Source organism: Frigoribacterium sp. AP1 (assembly GCF_056680555.1).
Window position 1 is genome coordinate 1,648,781 of the sequence record NZ_CM155288.1, and the last position, 17,531, is coordinate 1,666,311.

The 17,531-nt window shown below is 73.4% G+C and carries 16 protein-coding genes; 6 read left to right on the forward strand and 10 right to left on the reverse strand.

Annotated features, from left to right (window positions below; translation table 11 throughout):
* Positions 1 to 61: 61 nt before the first annotated feature.
* Entirely contained in the window at positions 62 to 754 is a 693-nt protein-coding gene (locus AC1MBW_RS07910) for a peroxiredoxin-like family protein (RefSeq protein WP_480024096.1), read from the reverse strand.
* 255 nt (positions 755 to 1,009) lie between these two features.
* On the opposite strand from AC1MBW_RS07910, the gene AC1MBW_RS07915 reads away from it, so the two are divergent.
* Positions 1,010 to 1,474 (forward strand): MSMEG_6728 family protein, encoded by a 465-nt coding sequence (locus tag AC1MBW_RS07915; protein ID WP_480024097.1) that lies wholly within the window; start codon positions 1,010 to 1,012, stop codon positions 1,472 to 1,474.
* Positions 1,475 to 1,508: 34 nt separating this feature from the next.
* Here AC1MBW_RS07915 and AC1MBW_RS07920 read toward each other — a convergent pair whose 3' ends face one another.
* The 3 genes from AC1MBW_RS07920 to AC1MBW_RS07930 form a co-directional block, all read right to left on the reverse strand.
* Positions 1,509 to 2,234: a peroxiredoxin-like family protein gene (locus AC1MBW_RS07920; RefSeq protein ID WP_480024098.1), complete on the reverse strand. Its 726-nt coding sequence runs from the start codon at positions 2,232 to 2,234 to the stop codon at positions 1,509 to 1,511.
* Positions 2,235 to 2,348: 114 nt separating this feature from the next.
* On the reverse strand, positions 2,349 to 3,125 hold the full coding sequence (locus AC1MBW_RS07925; RefSeq protein WP_054145378.1) for a DNA-formamidopyrimidine glycosylase family protein: 777 nt from the start codon (positions 3,123 to 3,125) through the stop codon (positions 2,349 to 2,351).
* A gap of 3 nt (positions 3,126 to 3,128) precedes the next feature.
* On the reverse strand, positions 3,129 to 8,066 hold the full coding sequence (locus tag AC1MBW_RS07930) for an Lhr family ATP-dependent helicase (protein WP_480024099.1): 4,938 nt from the start codon (positions 8,064 to 8,066) through the stop codon (positions 3,129 to 3,131).
* A gap of 128 nt (positions 8,067 to 8,194) precedes the next feature.
* Between AC1MBW_RS07930 and AC1MBW_RS07935 the strand changes: the two genes are divergently transcribed.
* The 3 genes from AC1MBW_RS07935 to AC1MBW_RS07945 all read left to right on the forward strand — a co-directional run bounded on the left by AC1MBW_RS07935 (position 8,195) and on the right by AC1MBW_RS07945 (position 10,138).
* The gene (locus tag AC1MBW_RS07935) at positions 8,195 to 8,839 is read left to right on the forward strand and encodes an FMN-dependent NADH-azoreductase (RefSeq protein ID WP_480024100.1); all 645 of its coding nucleotides are present in this window, start codon (positions 8,195 to 8,197) and stop codon (positions 8,837 to 8,839) included.
* A gap of 2 nt (positions 8,840 to 8,841) precedes the next feature.
* The gene (locus AC1MBW_RS07940) at positions 8,842 to 9,072 is read left to right on the forward strand and encodes a hypothetical protein (protein WP_480024101.1); all 231 of its coding nucleotides are present in this window, start codon (positions 8,842 to 8,844) and stop codon (positions 9,070 to 9,072) included.
* Positions 9,073 to 9,139: 67 nt separating this feature from the next.
* Positions 9,140 to 10,138 (forward strand): aldo/keto reductase, encoded by a 999-nt coding sequence (locus AC1MBW_RS07945; RefSeq protein WP_480024102.1) that lies wholly within the window; start codon positions 9,140 to 9,142, stop codon positions 10,136 to 10,138.
* 75 nt (positions 10,139 to 10,213) lie between these two features.
* Here the strand turns inward: AC1MBW_RS07945 and AC1MBW_RS07950 are convergent, their stop codons facing one another.
* Positions 10,214 to 10,783, reverse strand: coding sequence for a phosphatase PAP2 family protein (locus AC1MBW_RS07950; RefSeq protein WP_480024103.1), 570 nt, complete (start codon positions 10,781 to 10,783; stop codon positions 10,214 to 10,216).
* A gap of 136 nt (positions 10,784 to 10,919) precedes the next feature.
* Between AC1MBW_RS07950 and AC1MBW_RS07955 the strand changes: the two genes are divergently transcribed.
* A complete protein-coding gene (locus tag AC1MBW_RS07955; protein WP_480024104.1) occupies positions 10,920 to 11,813 on the forward strand; it encodes an SDR family oxidoreductase in 894 nt (297 codons plus the stop codon).
* Between the two features lie 144 nt (positions 11,814 to 11,957).
* On the opposite strand, the gene AC1MBW_RS07960 is transcribed toward AC1MBW_RS07955, so the two are convergent.
* The 3 genes from AC1MBW_RS07960 to AC1MBW_RS07970 form a co-directional block, all read right to left on the reverse strand.
* A complete protein-coding gene (locus AC1MBW_RS07960) occupies positions 11,958 to 12,815 on the reverse strand; it encodes an NAD-dependent epimerase/dehydratase family protein (protein WP_480024105.1) in 858 nt (285 codons plus the stop codon).
* Positions 12,812 to 13,807: a prolyl aminopeptidase gene (pip, locus tag AC1MBW_RS07965; RefSeq protein ID WP_480024106.1), complete on the reverse strand. Its 996-nt coding sequence runs from the start codon at positions 13,805 to 13,807 to the stop codon at positions 12,812 to 12,814. The genes AC1MBW_RS07960 and pip overlap by 4 nt, the downstream gene beginning before the upstream one ends.
* Positions 13,808 to 13,925: 118 nt before the next feature.
* Positions 13,926 to 14,351, reverse strand: a complete 426-nt coding sequence (locus tag AC1MBW_RS07970) for a DUF1810 domain-containing protein (protein WP_480024107.1) — start codon at positions 14,349 to 14,351, stop codon at positions 13,926 to 13,928.
* 125 nt (positions 14,352 to 14,476) lie between these two features.
* On the opposite strand from AC1MBW_RS07970, the gene AC1MBW_RS07975 reads away from it, so the two are divergent.
* Complete coding sequence (locus tag AC1MBW_RS07975; RefSeq protein WP_480024108.1) at positions 14,477 to 15,694, forward strand: N-acetyltransferase family protein; 1,218 nt, start codon at positions 14,477 to 14,479, stop codon at positions 15,692 to 15,694.
* Positions 15,695 to 16,030: 336 nt separating this feature from the next.
* Here the strand turns inward: AC1MBW_RS07975 and AC1MBW_RS07980 are convergent, their stop codons facing one another.
* Positions 16,031 to 16,708: an SIMPL domain-containing protein gene (locus AC1MBW_RS07980; protein ID WP_480024109.1), complete on the reverse strand. Its 678-nt coding sequence runs from the start codon at positions 16,706 to 16,708 to the stop codon at positions 16,031 to 16,033.
* 49 nt (positions 16,709 to 16,757) lie between these two features.
* Positions 16,758 to 17,471, reverse strand: coding sequence for an alpha/beta hydrolase (locus AC1MBW_RS07985; RefSeq protein WP_480024110.1), 714 nt, complete (start codon positions 17,469 to 17,471; stop codon positions 16,758 to 16,760).
* Between the last annotated feature and the right edge of the window lie 60 nt (positions 17,472 to 17,531).

The window sequence follows — 17,531 nt, forward strand, 5'->3', positions numbered from 1 at the left end:
GGGGTCAGGAGGCGCGGCGCCGGTCAGGAGGTCTGGGGCAGCCCAGGAGGTGCGGCGCCGGTCAGGAAGCCGGGGGCGTGTCGAGCGCGTCGACCGCAGCGACGACCTGGTCGACCTCGGTGCGGGTCGTGTAGTCGACGTGGACGTCGGCGAAGACGACCTTGCCGTCACGGTCGACGACGAGGACGGTCGGGAACGGCACGTCGGCGGTCGCGTCGGCGTTGCTGTCGGCGACGTCGAAGCCGAGGCCGGAGTGCACCGCGCGGGCGGCCGCGACCGGCTCGGTCTGGATGCCCAGAGCCCGGACGAGCACGTTGCCCGGGTCGGACAACACGGGGAACTCGAGGCCGCCGTTCGCGACGGACCGTTCGCTGCCCTCGGGGGTCTGCGGGCTGATCGCGACCAGGGCGACACCGCGCTCGCGCAGCTCGGGCAGCAGGTCGGCCTGGTAGGTCTTGAGCGTCAGGTTGCAGTACGGGCACCAGGCGCCGCGGTAGAAGACCAGGACGGCCGGACCCTCGCCGACGGTCTCCGACAGCGAGACCTCGTCGCCGGCGGTCGTGACGAGCGTGGCGTCCACGATGGTGTCGCCCACGCGGACGGCGGCGGCGGGGACACCGGAGTCGCGCAGACCCGACTGCTCGTCGTCGAAGACCTTCGTGGCGTCCGCGCCGATCTGGGCGTTGAAGCCCTCGGTGAACTCGGTCACCTGGTCGGCGATGGTGGCGGGGGAGCTCGGCTCGGGGGTCGACATGGGGTCCTCTCGGCGGTGCGGTGGCGCGTCGGGTACGCGCCGTCGACGACGACCGGTCGCCGGCACCGCGCCCCGGGGAGGCGCGGTGCGGGACGTCCCGTGTGGGCACGTCCGATCGCCGACGTCGAGCGTAGACGGTACGACCCGTGGCGTCCGCCCGGGACGCTGCCGCGTCCCCGTGGTCGACGGTGCCGGGGGACGGGCCGGGGGACGGCCCGGGGGACGGCCCGGGGTTCGGGCGTGTTGGCTGGTCCGATGCAGACCTTCCTCCCGTACGCGGACCTGCGAGCCAGCGTCGAGGTGCTCGACGACCGCCGACTCGGCAAGCAGCGGGTCGAGACCCTTCAGGTCATGCGGGCACTCGTCGTGCCCGGCTACGGCTGGCAGAGCCACCCGGTCACGGCGATGTGGCGGGGTCATCGTCCGGCGCTCATGGCGTACCAGGCCGAGACCTGTGCGGCCTGGGCCGCACGGGGGTTCGCCGACACGTGTCTCGAGAAGACCCTGGCGACCCTCGACGAGGTGCCGGCCGACGCCGCGGCGTACCGTGCGGGCGAGTTCGAGCTGCCGCCCTGGTTCGGCCGGGAGGACGTCCACCGGTCGCACCGCTCGAAGCTGCTCGCGAAGGCTCCGGAGTTCTACGCCGGGGTGTTCACGGGAGAACCCGCCGACCTCGACTACGTCTGGCCGGTGCCCACGGCGGCGGGCGCCGCAGGCTGACGGACGCGGGCCGACCGCGAGCCGGCCGGCGCCGTCAGGCCGTCCGCGCCTCCAGCAGGTCGAGGGCGGCCACGATCTCGTCCACCTCGGTGCGCGTCGTGTAGTCGGTGTGGACGTCGGCGAAGACGACCACCCCGTCGTGGTCGACGACGAGCACGGTCGGGAACGGGATGTCGCCCGTCGCGTCGGCGTTGCTGTCGGCGACGTCGAACCCGAGCTGGGTGTGGACGGCGCGGGCGTCGGCACTCGGTGCGGTGCGGATGCCGAGGGCGCCGCTGAGCACGTTGCCCGGGTCGGACAGCACGGGGAACTCGAGGCTGCCGTTCGTCACCGACGCCTCGGAGCCCTCGGGGGTCTGGGGGCTGATCGCGACGAGCGCGACGCCGCGCTCCCGGAGGCGTGGCAGCAACTCGGCCTGGTAGGTCTTGAGCGTCAGGTTGCAGTACGGGCACCAAGCGCCGCGGTAGAAGACCAGCACGGCCGGCCCCTCACCGACGGTCTCGGCGAGTGAGACCTCGGTGCCCTGGGGTGTCAGCAGCGTCGCCTCGACGACGGTGTCGCCGGGCTTCACGGCGTCGTCGGGCACGCCGGCCTCGCGCAGGGCGCTCTGCTCGTCGTCGAAGACCGCGGTGAACTCGGGGCCGATCTGCGCGGTGAAGCCCTGGTCGAACTCGGTCACCTGCTCGGCGATGGTGGTGACGGGGCCGCGGGGGCTGGTGGTGTCGGGGGTGGTGGGGCTGGGGGTGCTGGTGTTCGACATGGTCGTCCTCTCGCGCTGACGGGCTCGCCGGGTACGGCCGTCGGGTGCCGCCGATCGTAGGCACGTCGCCTCGGACCGACGCTGAACCGCGTCACGGGACGTCACACGCGGGACTCAGCTCTGGCAGTGCGGGCACCAGTAGGTGTCGCGCAGCTCGAGTTCGCTCTCGCCGAGTTCGCCCCGCAGGATCTTCGTGCCACAGCGCAGGCACGGCTTGCCCGCCCGGCCGTAGACCCAGTCCGTCGTGCCGCGGAGGTTGCCGGTCGTGGTGCGGTCCACGCGGTCTTTGTTGGCCTGGATCAGCCGGTGCGCGAGGTCGATCATCTTGGGTCGGTTCTCGACCTCGCCGACGGGACGCGTCGGCAGGACGCCCCGGAGGAAGCAGAGCTCGTTGCGGTACACGTTGCCCACCCCGGCGAGCACCCGCTGGTCGAGCAACGCGAGCCCGACCTCGCGGGCCGGGTCGGCCTCGAGGTTGGCGAGGGCACGCGCGGCGTCCCAGTCGGGGCCGAGCAGATCGGGGCCGAGGTACGAGACCACGCTGTCGTCGTCGTCGCGGGCCACGAGCTCGACGATGCCGAGGTCGAACCCGACGGCGACCCAGTCGGCGGTCTCGAGCACGACGCGCGCCTGGTAGGCCGGGCGCTTCCACTTCGTGCCGTGCCGGTAGACGTGCCACGAGCCCTCCATCTTGAGGTGCGTGTGCAGTGTCAGGTCGCCGATGTGGTGCAGCAGGTGCTTGCCGCGCGCGATGACGTCGTCGATCACCTCACCGCTGAGGTCGACGGTGGCGAACGCCGGCACCCGGAAGTCGCTGGCGGTGAGCGTCTGGCCGTGCAGCACCGCGTCGAGGTTCTTGGCGGCGCGGTAGACGGTGTCTCCTTCGGGCATCGGTCAGGACCTCAGCCGGATGCCGCTGGGCGTCGGTGCGAACCCGGCGTCGCGCAGGGCGTCGCCGAGCGCGGTGCCCAGCACGAACTCGCCGTCGACCCGTTCGACCGCGAGCTTGCCGATGCGGTTGCGCACGGTGGCGGCCAGTGAGCCCGCGGCCAGGGCGAGCTCGCGCTCGTCGGGCTCGCCGAAGGTCAGCACCGTCTTGCCGCCGCGTTCGACGTAGACGACGAGTCGCCCGTCGACGAGCACCACGAGCGATCCGGCCTTGCGCCCCGGGCGGTGACCCGACTTCTTCCCGCCGCCCGCGCCTCCTGAGGTGTCGTTCGTCGCGCGGCCGCCGCCCCCCGAGGAGGCGCGGGTCGCGGCACCCGCGGAGCCCGCTTCGGCCCGCGTCCCGGCTCCCGTCGCCGTGGTCGCCGCCGCCGCGGTGGCGGCTCGTGCCGCCGCGCTCGCGACGGCCGCGGCCTCGTCGGCGGAGACCCCGTCGAGCGTCTGCCCGGGCCACGGCAGGGCGGCGCCATAGGGGTTCGCCGGGTCGGTGGCGGCCAGGGTCACCACGGGCACATCGCGCTGACGACCCGCGGCGGCGAGGGTGTCGTCGTCACGGCGGTCGCCCTCGTCACGGACGAACGACCGCAGGCGGTCGACGGTCGGCCCGGTGGCGAACTGCGCCGCTCCGAGGCCCTCGACGAAGTAGCCACGGCGGGCGCGACCCGTCTCTTCGAAGCCGCTGAGGACCTTGTAGGCCGTCGAGAAGCCGCCACGGACGCCCTCGTTGACCACGGCGCCCCGGGTGACGACGCCGTGCCGTTCGAGCAGGATCTCGGCCGTCGCGGCGGCACGCACGGTGCCGTCGGGTTCGGCCAGGGGCAGCAGCGACCAGCGGCCGCCGACGGTGGGCGGGCCCGCCTGGCGGGGCATGGCGACCCGGCCGCGGCTGCGGTACGACGAGCGCGATCGCGTCGGGGTGCGCGGCCTCGGCGTGCGTCCGCCGCCGACCTGGGTGCGGAGGGGAGCGAAGGTGTCGTTGGTGATCTGCCCCGCCCAGACGAGCTGCCAGATGGCGGTGACGAGCGAGTCGTCGTCGGTGCTGCCGACGGCGTCGGAGAGCTGCCGGAAGAAGTAGGCCCCGCCGCCGGCCAGGGCGGCGAGCACCTCGCGTTGCAGGTCGTCGGTCTCGGCCCCGGACGGTTCGGGCAGGGTGACCTGGGCGCCGTCGGCGAGGTGCAGGCTGACCCAGCCGTCGTTGCCGGGCAGGGTGCCGGTGCCCGACCAGATGACGTCGCCGGTGGCGGTGAGCTCGTCGAGCATGGACGGGTTGTAGTCGGTCACGCGGGCCGGCAGGATCAGGGACTCCCATGCCGAGGCGGGCAGCGAGACCCCGCTGAGCTGGTCGACGACCTGCACCACGCCGTCGAGGCCGCGCAGCCCCGATCCCTTGAGCCCGGTGGCGACGTGCTGCCAGGCGGGCAGGAAGCGTCCGAGCGTCTCGGGGGCGACGGGTTCGACCTCGTGACGCAGGGCGGCCAGCGACTTGCCGCGCAGTCGACGCAGCACCTCGGAGTCGCACCACTCGCTGCCCTGCTGCCGCGGCCGGAACTCGCCCTCGACGACGCGACGCTGGGTGGCGAGCTTGCGCAGGGTGTCCATCACGACGGCGGTGCCGAGGCCGAGGCGGTCGGCGACCATGGCCGGGGTGAAGGGACCGTGCGTGCGAGCGAAGCGGCCGATCAGGTCGCCCAGCGGGTCGTCGACCGGTTCGACGAACGCGGTCGGCACGCCGATCGGCAGGGCGACGCCGAGGGCGTCCCGGAGGCGCGACGCGTCCTCGATGCCGGCCCAGCGCACCGTGCCGGCGTGGGTGAAGCGGAGGACGCGGTTCGACCAGGCGAGGTCGGTCAGGGCGGTCTCGAGCGCGCGGTGCGCGTCGTCGCGGGCGGCCACGTCACCGGTGACGAGGGTCGCCGCGAGCCAGCTGCGGTCGATGATCTCGTCGGTGGTCAGCGGGCCGAGCAGGCGCAACAGGTCGACGACGCCCTCGATGTCTCGGGCCCGACGGTCGGGTGCGAGGCGCTGCAGTTCGAGTTCGTGCTGGTCGATGACGTCGGCGTCGAGCAGCTCGCGCAGTTCGGCCCGGCCGAGCAGTTCTTGCAGCAGGCTCGAGTCGAGCGACAGGGCGGCCGCACGCCGCTCGGCGAGGGGCGAGTCGCCCTCGTACATGAACGCGGCGACGTAGCCGAAGAGCAGCGACCGGGCGAAGGGCGAGGGCACCTCGGTCTCGGTCTCGACGATGCGCACGGTGCGGCTCGCGAGGTCGCGGGTGAGGCTCATCAGGGCCGGCAGGTCGTACACGTCTTGCAGCACCTCGCGCACGGCCTCGAGCACGATCGGGAACTGCGGGTACTTGCGGGCGACGTCGAGCAGCTGCGACGAGCGCTGGCGTTGCTGCCAGAGCGGCGACCGCTTGCCGGGGTTGTACCTGGGCAGCAGCAGGGCCCGGGCGGCGCACTCGCGGAAGCGCGACGAGAACAGGGCGGAGCCGCCGACCTCTTCGGTGACGATCTCGTCGAGGTCGTCCAGCTCGAACGAGAACAGCTCGGCGCCGGGAGGCTCGGCGTCGGTGTCGGGGATGCGCACGACGATGCCGTCGTCGGCGGCCATCGCCCCGCCGTCGACGCCGAGCTGGTCGCGGATGCGGGCCGAGACCGCCAGCGCCCACGGCGCGTGCACCTGCATGCCGTACGGCGAGTGCAGGATGAGGCGCCAGTCGCCGAGCTCGTCGCGGAAGCGCTCGACCACGAGGGTGGTGTCGGTCGGTACGTACGACGTGGCGGCCTTCTGCTCGGCGAGGAACGCGATGAGGTTGCGGGCGGCCCGTTCGTCGAGGCCGCCGGCGGCGACGCGGGTGGTGGCGTCGGCCTCGCTCGAGTTCGACAACTCGCGGACGTAGCCGCCGATGGCCTTGCCGAGCTCGGCCGGCCGCCCGATGCCGTCGCCCTTCCAGAAGGGGACGCGACCGGGCTGGCCGTAGGCGGGCGAGACGAGCACACGGTCGTGGGTGATGTCCTCGATGCGCCAGCTGGTCGCCCCGAGGGCGAAGACGTCGCCGACCCGGGACTCGTAGACCATCTCTTCGTCGAGCTCGCCGACGCGGGCGGCCTTCTCGCCGACCATGAAGACGCCGAACAGGCCCCGGTCGGGGATGGTGCCGCCGCTCGTCACCGCGAGGCGCTGGGCGCCGGGGCGGCCGGTGAGCGTGCCGTGCACGCGGTCCCAGACGATGCGGGGCCGCAGCTCGGCGAACTCGTCGGACGGGTACTTGCCGCTGAGCAGGTCGAGGGTGGCGTCGAAGGCGGAGCGGGGCAGGGTGGCGAAGGGGGCGCTGCGACGCACGGTGTCGAACCAGGCGTCGGCGTCGAGCTCGTCGAGGGCGACGGCCGCGACGGTCTGTTGGGCCAGCACGTCGAGGGGGTTGGTCGGCACGCGCAGCTCTTCGATGAGCCCGGAGACCATGCGTTCGGCGGCGACGGCGGAGTGGATCAGGTCGGCCCGGTGCTTGGGGAACAGCACGCCACGGGAGGTCTCGCCGACCTGGTGCCCGGCACGGCCGACCCGCTGCAGGCCGCTGGCGACGGAGGGCGGCGACTCGACCTGGATGACGAGGTCGACCGCGCCCATGTCGATGCCGAGCTCGAGCGAGCTCGTGGCGACGACGCAGCGCAGTCGGCCGCTCTTGAGGTCGTCCTCGATGAGGGCGCGTTGGTCTTTCGAAACCGACCCGTGGTGGGCTCGGGCGAGCAGGGGATCGCTGCCCGCGGTCTGACCCGACCCGCCCATGAGCTGGGCCGGCGCCCCGCCTCCGACGGCCGGGTTGCGCTGTGCGGCGGGTGCCGGGGCGAAGGGGTCGACGGTGTCGACGGTGTCGACGGTGTCGACGCCGACGGTCCCGGCCGTGACCAACTGGCCCCGCGCCTCCTCGGTGGCACGGACGGCGGTCTCGAGGTCGCCGCCCTGGCGTTCGATCCAGATGTCGTTGAGGCGGGCCGTGAGGCGTTCGGCCAGGCGGCGTGAGTTCGAGAAGACGATGGTCGAGCGGTGTGCGGCGATGAGGTCGACGATGCCCTCTTCGACGTGCGGCCAGATCGACCCCTGGGGTGCGGCACCGGCGGCCGACCCTTCGAGCGGGGCGGCGGTGCCGAGCTCGGTCATGTCGTCGACGGGGACGACGACGCGCAGGTCGAACTTCTTGTCGGCGCGCGGGTTGACGATCGTGACCGGTGCCGGGCCGGCCAGGAAGCGGGCGACCTCTTCGGGCGGGCGCACGGTGGCGCTGAGGCCGATGCGCTGGGCGGGCTTCTCGAGCAGGGCGTCGAGACGCTCGAGCGAGAGGGCGAGGTGGGCGCCGCGCTTGGTGGAGGCGACGGCGTGGACCTCGTCGATGATGACCGTCTGCACGCCCTTGAGGGTCTCGCGCGCCTGCGAGGTGAGCATGAGGTAGAGCGACTCGGGCGTCGTGATGAGGATGTCGGTCGGGGTGCGGGCGAGCCGGCCGCGGTCGCTCGAGCTCGTGTCGCCCGACCGCACGCCCACCGTGATGTCGGGTGCCTCGGTGCCCAGCCGTCGGGCCGTCTGGGTGATGCCGACGAGCGGCGACCGGAGGTTGCGCTCGACGTCGACGCCGAGCGCCTTGAGCGGAGAGATGTAGAGCACGCGGGTGCGGTGCAGCTTCTCGTCGGGCGGGGGCGACGAGGCCAGCGAGTCGATCGACCAGAGGAACGAGGCGAGCGTCTTGCCCGAGCCGGTCGGCGCGATGACGAGGGCGTGGTCACCCTGGCTGATGGCCGTCCAAGCGCCCTCCTGCGCGCGGGTCGGCGCGGCGAAGGCCCCCCGGAACCACTCGCGGGTCGCGGGGGAGAAGCGGTCGAGCACGTCGGTCATCGCTGCCATCCTGCTCTGCACCACCGACATTCCGCCGAGATGTCACGACGTGCCGCTCCTGTCCGGAGGTGAGCGGCACGTCGTGCCCCCTCGCCGGCCGTGTCGGCCGCCCCGGCTACGGTGGGCGCATGCCGAACCTGCTCCACCTCGACTCGTCCGCCGACCTCACGACGAGCCGCTCGCGCGCGATCACCGCGGCGTTCGCCGACGCCTGGCGCGACCTCGGCGCCGACCACACGGTCACCCGCCGAGACCTGCACGTCGACCCGCTGCCGCACCTGAGCGACAGCGCGCTGCACTGGCCGCCGCGCCTCCGGCAGCCGGGCGACGCCCCCGACCCCGCCCACGAGGCCCTGCAGCAGGCCCTGATCGCCGAACTCGTCGCCGCCGACGTCGTGCTGATCGGTGCCCCGCTCTACAACTACTCGCTGCCCTCGACGCTCAAGGCCTGGGTCGACAACATCCACCTGCCCGGTGTCACCGCGCCCTTCGACGGCGACGACCAGCAGCCGATGCTCGGACGACCCGCGGTCGTCGTGACCAGCCGCGGCGGCGTCTACGACGAGGGCACGCCCACGGCCGGCTGGGACCACGCCACCCCGGTCCTCGACATCGTCCTCGGGTCGACGCTCGGCATGCGCGTCGAGACGATCGCCACGAACCTCACGCTCAGCGACCGGCTCCCGATGCCCGAGGCGGCCCGCGAGCGCGCGGCGCGCGAACTGCGAGAGGCGAAGGAGGCGGCGGTCGCCTCGGCCCGCCGCCTCGGGTGACCGTGTCGTCGCGTCGACGAGGCGGTCGTCGGGCCGGGGCCGCACGTCGGCTGAAGTCGATCGTCGCCCGCGTCTTCGGCATGCTGGCCGCGGCACTCGCCATCATCGGGCTCGTCCGGCTGCTGCAGGGACAGGCCGGCTTCGGTGCCGCGTTCCTCTTCGCGGGGTTCGTCTCGGTCGTCGTGGCGTACGCGCTCGTCCGCAGCGTCAACGCGTCCCGTTCGAGGCGCTGACGGGCCGAGCCGCGCCTCCCGGGGCCGGGTGGGCCGCCGCGCACGGCGCGCGCCTAGGCTCGACGACATGCAGAGCCGCACCCTCGGAACCCGTTCATCCTTCCTCGCCGACCGCCCCGTCTCGGTCATCGGACTCGGCACCTGGCAGCTCGGTGCCGACTGGGGCGACGTCAGCGAGAGCGACGCGCTCGACGTGCTCGGCGCCTCCGTCGAGTCGGGGGTGACGTTCTTCGACACCGCCGACGTCTACGGCGACGGCCGCAGCGAGCAGATCATCGGCCGCTTCCGCGCGTCGAACCCCGACGTGCCGCTGACCGTCGCGACCAAGATGGGCCGTCGGCTCGACCAGGTGCCGTCGAACTACGTCCGCGAGAACTTCGTCGCCTGGACCGACCGCTCGCGCCGCAACCTCGGCGTGGACACGCTCGACCTCGTGCAACTGCACTGCCCGCCGACGGCCGTGTTCGAGAGCGACGCGGTCTACGACGCCCTCGACGAGCTGGTCGAGAACGGGGCGATCCGCGCCTACGGCGTCAGCGTCGAAGAGACGGCTCAGGCCCTGACCGCCATCGCGCGCCCGAACCTGGCGACCGTGCAGATCATCTTCAACGCGTTCCGTCTCAAGCCCCTCGACGAGGTGCTGCCGGCCGCGCGACGCGCCGGCGTCGGCATCATCGCCCGCGTCCCCCTCGCGAGCGGGCTGCTCTCGGGCAAGTACACGACCGAGACGACGTTCGCCGAGAACGACCACCGCACCTACAACCGGCACGGCGAGGCGTTCGACCAGGGCGAGACCTTCAGCGGCGTCGACTTCGAGCAGGGCGTCGCCGCCGCGCAGGAGTTCGCCGCCGCCGTCCCCGACGGCGTCACCGTGCCGCAGGCCGCCCTCGCCTGGATCGTCGAGCAGCCGGGCGTGAGCACGGTCATCCCCGGCGCGCGCAACGTCGCTCAGGCCACGGCGAACGCGGCGGCCGGCAGCGTCGGTGAGCTCGCCGACGGGCTCGACAGCGAGGTCGTCCGCATCTACGACCAGTACTTCCGCGAGGCCGTCCACCCCCGCTGGTAGTCCGAGCGGGTCGACCCGGCCGGTCCCGCTCGGTCTCGCCGAGCAGGGCCGGGCCAGGCCGGGAACGCCGGCGGGTCAGCGCTCGCGCGGTGACACGAGTCGCCCGACCAGCGCGACGCCCGACCCGATGATCAGCCCGCCGACCACGTCGGACGTCCAGTGCGCCCCCACGTGGAGGCGCGACCACGAGACGGCGCCGGCCAGCGGCAACAGGGCTGCCGCGGCCCCCGGCGACTCGATCGCGACACCCGTGACGAAACCGGCGGCACAGGCCGCGTGTCCGGACGGGAACGACGCGGACAGCGGCTGGCTGCGCAGTCGTCGTTCGATCGGGACGTCGTCGATGAGCGGACGGTTGCCGCCGAAGATGCGCTTGCCGACGATGTTGGCCATGGCGCTGGCGAAGCCGAGCGACAGCGTGCCCCGCACGGCGGCGCGACGCTGACCGACGAGGGCGAGGCCCGCGGCGACGGCGGCCCACAACAGGCCGTGGTCGGCGAAGTGGCTGAGACGGCTGAGGTTGCGGTCGACGACCAGCACTCCCCGGACCGAGTTGATGCGTTTCGCGGCCCGGCGGTCGGCGCGCAGCACCCAGGCGGGCAGGACCTGACGGGGAGTCTCTGAAGGCAGTGGCAGCAGGGGCACGCGACCACCGTATCTTTCCCCGGGGGCCGCGCCGCGCCTCCTCGGCTCGGCTCGTCGTGCCGCGACCCGCGACGTCGCTCCGGGCAGGGGTACAAGCTGGGCCGGCGCGCGCCGGCCGCCGCGTACACCGGGGGACATGGCAGACAACATGTACACCCCGCAGAACCCCGTCACCCAGTACCCGCAGCCGCCCTTCGAGCACCAGCAGCAGAGCGCTCCCGGCGACGTCCACGCCATGAAGCCCGAGCCCGACCACGGCGAGACCAGCTACGTCGGCAGCGGTCGCCTCGCCGGTCGCAAGGCCCTCGTCACCGGTGCCGACAGCGGCATCGGCCGCGCCACCGCCATCGCCTTCGCCCGCGAGGGAGCAGACGTCGCGCTGAGCTACCTCGCCGAGGAGCAGTCGCAGGCCGAGGAGGTCGCCGCGCTCGTCCGCGACGCCGGTCGCACCGCCGTCCTGCTGCCCGGTGACCTGCAGGTCGAGCAGACCAACGTCGACGTCGTCGAGAAGACCGTCTCCGAGCTGGGCGGCCTCGACATCCTGGCGATCATCGCCGGCGTCATGCCGACCGTCAGCAGCATCGACGACTTCGAGACCGAGACGCTCGACCACGTCCTCAAGGCCAACATCTACCCGCTGTTCTGGCTGACCAAGGCCGCCTCGAAGCACCTGCAGCCGGGGGCGTCGATCATCACGACCTCGTCGATCCAGGGCTTCCAGCCGTCGCCCGACCTCGCCGAGTACGCCGTGTCGAAGGCCGGCATCGCGAACTGGACCCGCGCCATGGCCCAGCAACTCGCCGAACGCGGCATCCGCGTCAACGGCGTCGCGCCCGGCCCCGTCTGGACGCCGCTGCAGCCCGCGTTCGTGCCGAACGAGAAGATCGAGAGCTTCGGCTCGGAGGCCGCCTACGGTCGCCCCGGACAGGCCGTCGAGCTGGCCCCGTCGTTCGTGTTCCTGGCCAGCCAGGAGTCGAGCTACATCAGCGGTGAGACCATCGCCGTGACGGGTGGTACTCCGATCCACTAGATCGCCGACGCACCCTCGAAGACGCCGTCGAGTGGACCGGACACCGCAGGATGCTGCGGTGCTCGGTTCGCCCGGCGGTGTTCTCGTGAGGCGGGCGGTCCCGGCAGACGATGCCCGTGCAGGTCGTGCCCGGGCTGGCCCGGCTCAGGGGTGCCGGACGCCCTCGCCCGCGATCACCGCGCGATACCCCTCGCGGTACGTCGGGTACGCGAAGGCGAACCCGGTGCCGCGCAGTCGCGCGTTCGACAGCCGCTTGTCGCCACCGGCCTGACGGCCCCGAGGAGGCGCGCTCGGCGGCAAGGGCTCCCTCAGTTCGTCGGCCACGAACGTCAGCACGTCGTCGAGCCTCGACGGCTCGTCGTCGACCCCCACGTACAGGACGTCGGTCGGCCCTGAGATGGTGGTGAGGTGCACGATCGCGGCCGCCGCGTCGTCCCGGTGGATGCGGTTCGTGTGCGGCGAGCTGCCCGCCGGTTCGGCCAGTCGGGCCTCGCCGGCGCGCACCTGGGTGATCAGCCGCTCTCGTCCCGGGCCGTAGATGCCGCCCAGGCGCAGCACGATGCCGTCGGGGCGACGCTCGTGCAGCAGGGCTTCGGCCTCGAGGATCACCTCGGCCGTGGCAGAGGCCCCGGTCGCCGGCGTCGCCTCGTCGACGACGCTGCCGTCGTCGACGTCGTACACGGCGGTCGACGAGACGAACAGCACCCGGGCGTCCACCGCCCCGGCCTCGTCGAGTGCGTCGAGGACGGTGCGCAGGCCGTCGACGTACGACGCCCGGTAGGTGTCGACGTCGCGCGACCCGGCCGAGAGGGCGACGACGACGACCTCGGTGTCGGCGGGGAGCGTGGGGCGGGTGGTGCTCAGGTCGATCGAGACGCCCTCGATCGACGCGGGCAGCTTGTCGGCGGAGCGACGGAGGCCGAGGACGCGGTGCCCGAGGGCGACGAACCGCAGGGCGGCCTCGGTGCCGAGGTCGCCGCAGCCGGCGAGGACGACGGTCATCGGGTCACCTCGTCGTCGGATGAGGTCGGCGCGTCGGCGAACCGGTCGGTCGCCGCGATCAGCGCGTCGAGGATGCCCGGCTCGTCGAAGGCGTGCCCGGCGTCGTCGACCAGGACGAACTCGGCGTCGGGCAGGGCGGCGTGCAGGTCGAACGCCGTGGTCGCCGGCGTGCACAGGTCGTAGCGACCCTGCACGATGACCGTCGGGATGTGCGCGACGAGGTGGGCGTCACGGATGAGCTGACCCTCGTCGAGGAAGCCGCGGTGGACGAAGTAGTGGTTCTCGATGCGGGCGAAGGCCAGGGAGAACGACGGGTCGGAGTACCGCTCGACCAGGTCGGGGCGGGGCAGCAGGGTGATCGCCGAGGCCTCCCACGACGACCACGCGACGGCGGCCGGCCCGTGCACGGCCGGGTCGGGGTCGGCGAGCAGGCGCGAGTAGGCCTCGATCAGTCCGCCCGGGCGGCGTTCGTCGACCGGCACCGGGGCGAGGTAGCCCTGCCACCGGTCGGGCAGCACGTTCGACGCCGCGCCCTCGTAGAACCAGTCGAGCTCGCTCTGTCGCAGCGTGAAGATGCCGCGCAGCACGAGCTCGGTGACCCGGTCGGGGTGGGTCTCGGCGTAGGCGAGCGCCAGGGTCGACCCCCACGAGCCACCGAACACCTGCCAGCGGTCGATGCCCAGGTGCTCGCGCAACGTCTCGAGGTCGGCCACGAGGTGCGGGGTCGTGTTCGTGGAGAGGTCGGTGCCGAAGGTGCCCGCGTGGGGCGTGCTGCGGCCCGCCCCGCGCTGGTCGAGCAACACGATGCGGTACCGCCGCGGGTCGAAGAGCCGGCGGTGCGCGGGCGACGACCCGCTGCCGGGCCCGCCGTGCAGGAAGACCACCGGCTTGCCGTCGGGGTTGCCGCATTCCTCCCACCAGACGTGCTGGCCGTCACCGACGTCGAGCAGGCCGGAGTCGTACGGTTCGATCTCGGGGTAGAGCGGGGGCATGCCGACGAGCGTAGCCGTGGGTGCCGACACCGGCAGGGGAGGCGCGATGCCTGTGGGCGATGACCCGCGCCTCCTCGTCCGGGGACGAGCCGTCAGACGACCGTGGGTCGCCGGCGGCTCAGAGTCGGGCGACGGTCAGGTCGTCCTCGACGCCGTCGAACCAGCGGTCGAGTACGGCCCGGAACACGGGCTCGGACGGGTCGGCCCGGCCGAAGAGGGTCATCGACGAGCGCAGCTTGAGGGCGTCGATCCCGCCCATCAGGTCGTCGACGTCCGCCGTGTCCGCTGCTGCGGCCAGGCCCGCCGCCTCGCGCAGCCGCGGGCCGAGCAGGGGGTGCGCGAGGTAGGCCCGCGCCTCGTCGAGCGAGCGGATCGCGTAGGTGCGATCCATGCCGCTGCGGCCGAGGCCGGCGATCTGCGGGAAGACGAACCACATCCAGTGCGACGACTTCCGCCCCCGTCGTAGCTCGGCGAGGGCCTGGTCGTGGGTCCCGCCGGAGTCCTGCGCGCGGACGTACCGGTCGAGGTCGAAGGGGTCGCTCATCGACCCGTTCTACGCCTCGCACGTCGGGTCGTCGCCCCCCTGGCGTGGAGGCCGAGACCGGCGCTAGTATGGTCGGCTGCCCTGCCGGGCGGCGGACCACGTCCCTGCCTCGACCCCGGAGCCCCGTGACCGACATCGTGATCGACGAACTCGTCGTTCCCCGCACGCTCGAGCCCCGCCCCGCCACCGACCACGACGCAGGCCCCGCCGCCGACCACGCCGCCCGCGTCGCCACCTACGTCGAAGCGATCGCCCTCGAGAACGCCGTCCAGACCGAGGTGCTCGGTTTCGACGACCTCGACTTCGCCCCGGCCGAACAGTTGCCGCAGTGGCACGACCCGTTCACGCCGCGGCGGCTGTTCGTGGCACGGGCCGAGGGGCGCATCGTCGGCCAGGCCACGTACGAGACGCTCGCCGACCCGGCCGTCACGACCTGCTGGCTCCGGGTCGCCGTCGCCCCCGAGCACCGCCACCGGGGCCGCGGCACGGCCCTGCTCGACCACGTCGAGGCCGTCGCCCGCGCCGCCGGCCGGACCGACGCCATCGCCTTCGTCGCGTCGGGCCAGGGCGTCGCCTCGGGCCAGGGCGTCGCCTCCGGCCAGGGCGTGGCCTCGGGCCAGGGCGCTACCGCAGGCTCGGGACCCGCAGCGGACTCGGCCCCCGTCACCGCCCCGGCCGACCGCCTCGAGGCCTCGACCGGTCACGGGTGGGTGCCCCGCGCCTCCTCGGAGGTCCGGTTCGCGCTCTCGCGCGGCTACGCGCTCGGCCAGGTCGAGCGCATCAGCCGCCTGCCGCTGCCGGTGGACGAGGAGGCGCTGGCCGCGATCCGCTCCGAGGCGCTCGCCGCGGCGGGGGACGAGTACCGCGTCCACACCTGGTCGGGCCCCACGCCCCGGCGCTGGCAGTCCGACGTCGCGGCGATGGCGACCGCCCTGAGCACCGACGCGCCCATGGGCGACGTGCCCGAGCCCGAGGACGTCTGGACCGTCGAACGCCTCGTCGAGGCCGAGCAGCGACGGGCCACGAGCGGGCGTGCCTCGCTGACCGCGGCGGCCGAGCACGTGCCGTCGGGCCGACTCGTCGCGTGCTCCGACCTCGCGGTGCCCGATGACGCGTCGCGACCCGCGATGCAGCAGATGACCCTCGTGCGGCGGGAGCACCGGGGGCACCGGCTGGGCTGGCTGGTGAAGGTCGCCAACCTCGACCGTCTGGCCGTGGAGAAGCCGGGCCGCCCGGCGGTGCTGACCTTCAACGCCGAGGAGAACCGGCCCATGCTCGCCGTCAACGAGGCCGTCGGGTTCGTGTCGGTCGGCGTCGAAGGGGTGTGGCACCGGCTGCTCTGAGGTGCGCCGCCGGGTCGACGGGCGGCGCGGCGCCCCGGGATGCCGGAACCGGAATCGGACCAGCCGCTCGGCTCGGCGTGTGCCGAACCCGACCAGCGGCGAGCCCCTGGCGTGCCGAACCCGACTGGCGGCACCCCCCTGGCGTGCCGAACCCGACCGGCGGCACGCCCCTGGGTGTGCACAACCCGACATCGTCGCGACGACGCGCCGCTCAGTTCCGCCGTCGCCCAGCGTGTCCCAGGCCGGTTGTCGCGATTTGCACACAGGGACGGACAACACCGGGCCAGGGGCAGGGGAGGCCGGGTGGCAGAGCCGCGGCGTGGGGGAGCTGACGGGTCAGGCGACGAAGTCGGCGCTGACCTCGGCGGAGACCTCGATGTCGTCGGGGTGCAGGTCGAAGGTGACGGGGCCGCCCGACGAGAACGTCGTGACGGCACGGGCCAGGCCGAACGGGCTGCCGCCACCGGGGGCACCCGGCCGCAGCCCCGGTTCGAACACCGACTGCAGCGTGGGTCGCCCGAGCCCGAGCGCCTCGGCGTAGTCGCCGGCCCGGGTGACGGCGTCGGCGATCGCGGCGACCCGGACGGCCTTCTCGACCTCGGGTCGGCGGGCGTGGCTGAGCGACCACTCGATCCAGTCGACCGTCACACCGGGTTCGAGGGCGACGTCGCCCACCCACGACGCCAACTCGTCGAAGTCGCTGAACCGCACGTCGACGGCGGCCCGGGTACGGAACCGCACCCCCGAGGAGGCGCGGGTCGCGTCGCCCCCGTCACCCCGGTCGGTCGTCGCCTCGGTCTCGATCGCGACCGTGACGCTCCGGGCGCTCCACCAGGTGGCGGCCTCCTGGCGGCGCCAGGCCGTCGCCTGCTCGGTGAGGCGGGAGTGCACGGCGGCGGTGTCGCGGACGACCTTCTCGCGGTCGTCACCGTCGAAGCCCACGGTGAGGTGGACGACACCCCGCTCGGCACGGTGGCGGTGGGTGGCGGAACCGGACACCGAGAGCGTCGCCATCGCGCGCCTCCTTCGTTCGTCAGGGGTGAGGGCCGGGGCGGGCCCCGGATCAGTCGGTGGAGTCGGCGCCGGCGACCGGCACGGGTGCGTCGGCGTCGACGACGGGGGCGGCGGTCACGCGACCGATGAACGCGTTGAGGTCGTCGAGCTCTTCTTGCGAGATGCCGTGGGCCAGGCCCGGGTACACGGTCTGCTCGGCGTCGGCGTGCGCCGCGAGCCAGGCCGAGGTGCGCTCGACGGCGTCGGCGGGGATGATCTGGTCGACGTCGCCGCGACCGGAGAAGACCGACGGGCGGACGGCCGCCACGGCGTCGTCCCGTGCGGCTGCGCGCTCGAGCGTGGCGTCGTCACCTGCGGCGGGGACCAGGAAGCCGGCGAGCACGGCGGCGAACTCGAACCGCTCGGGCGCATGCCGGACCAGTTGCAGCGAGAGCGAACCGCCCTGTGAGAAGCCGAGCAGGCTGACGCTCGGGTGGTCGCTCGTCAGAGAGTCGAGCCAGGCGAGCACGGCCTCGGCCGCGTCGTCGACGGCACCCGGGTCGGGCGCACCGGGCGTCGAGAGCGGGTACCACGAGAAGCCGTCACCGTGAGGCAGCGGAGCCCGCAGCGACGCCGCCACGAAGTGCTGCGGCAGGTAGGGAACGAGGCCGATCAGGTCGCCCTCGTGCGAGCCCACGCCGTGCAGCAGGACGAGCAGCGGCCGCCCGTCACGCTCGGCCTCGACGGCGGACCACTGGACGAGGGACGGGTCGATCTGCACCATGGGCCGAGCCTAGCGACGGGGGCCGACATCGGGGCCGGTGCTGTTCGCCCGTAGCGTCAC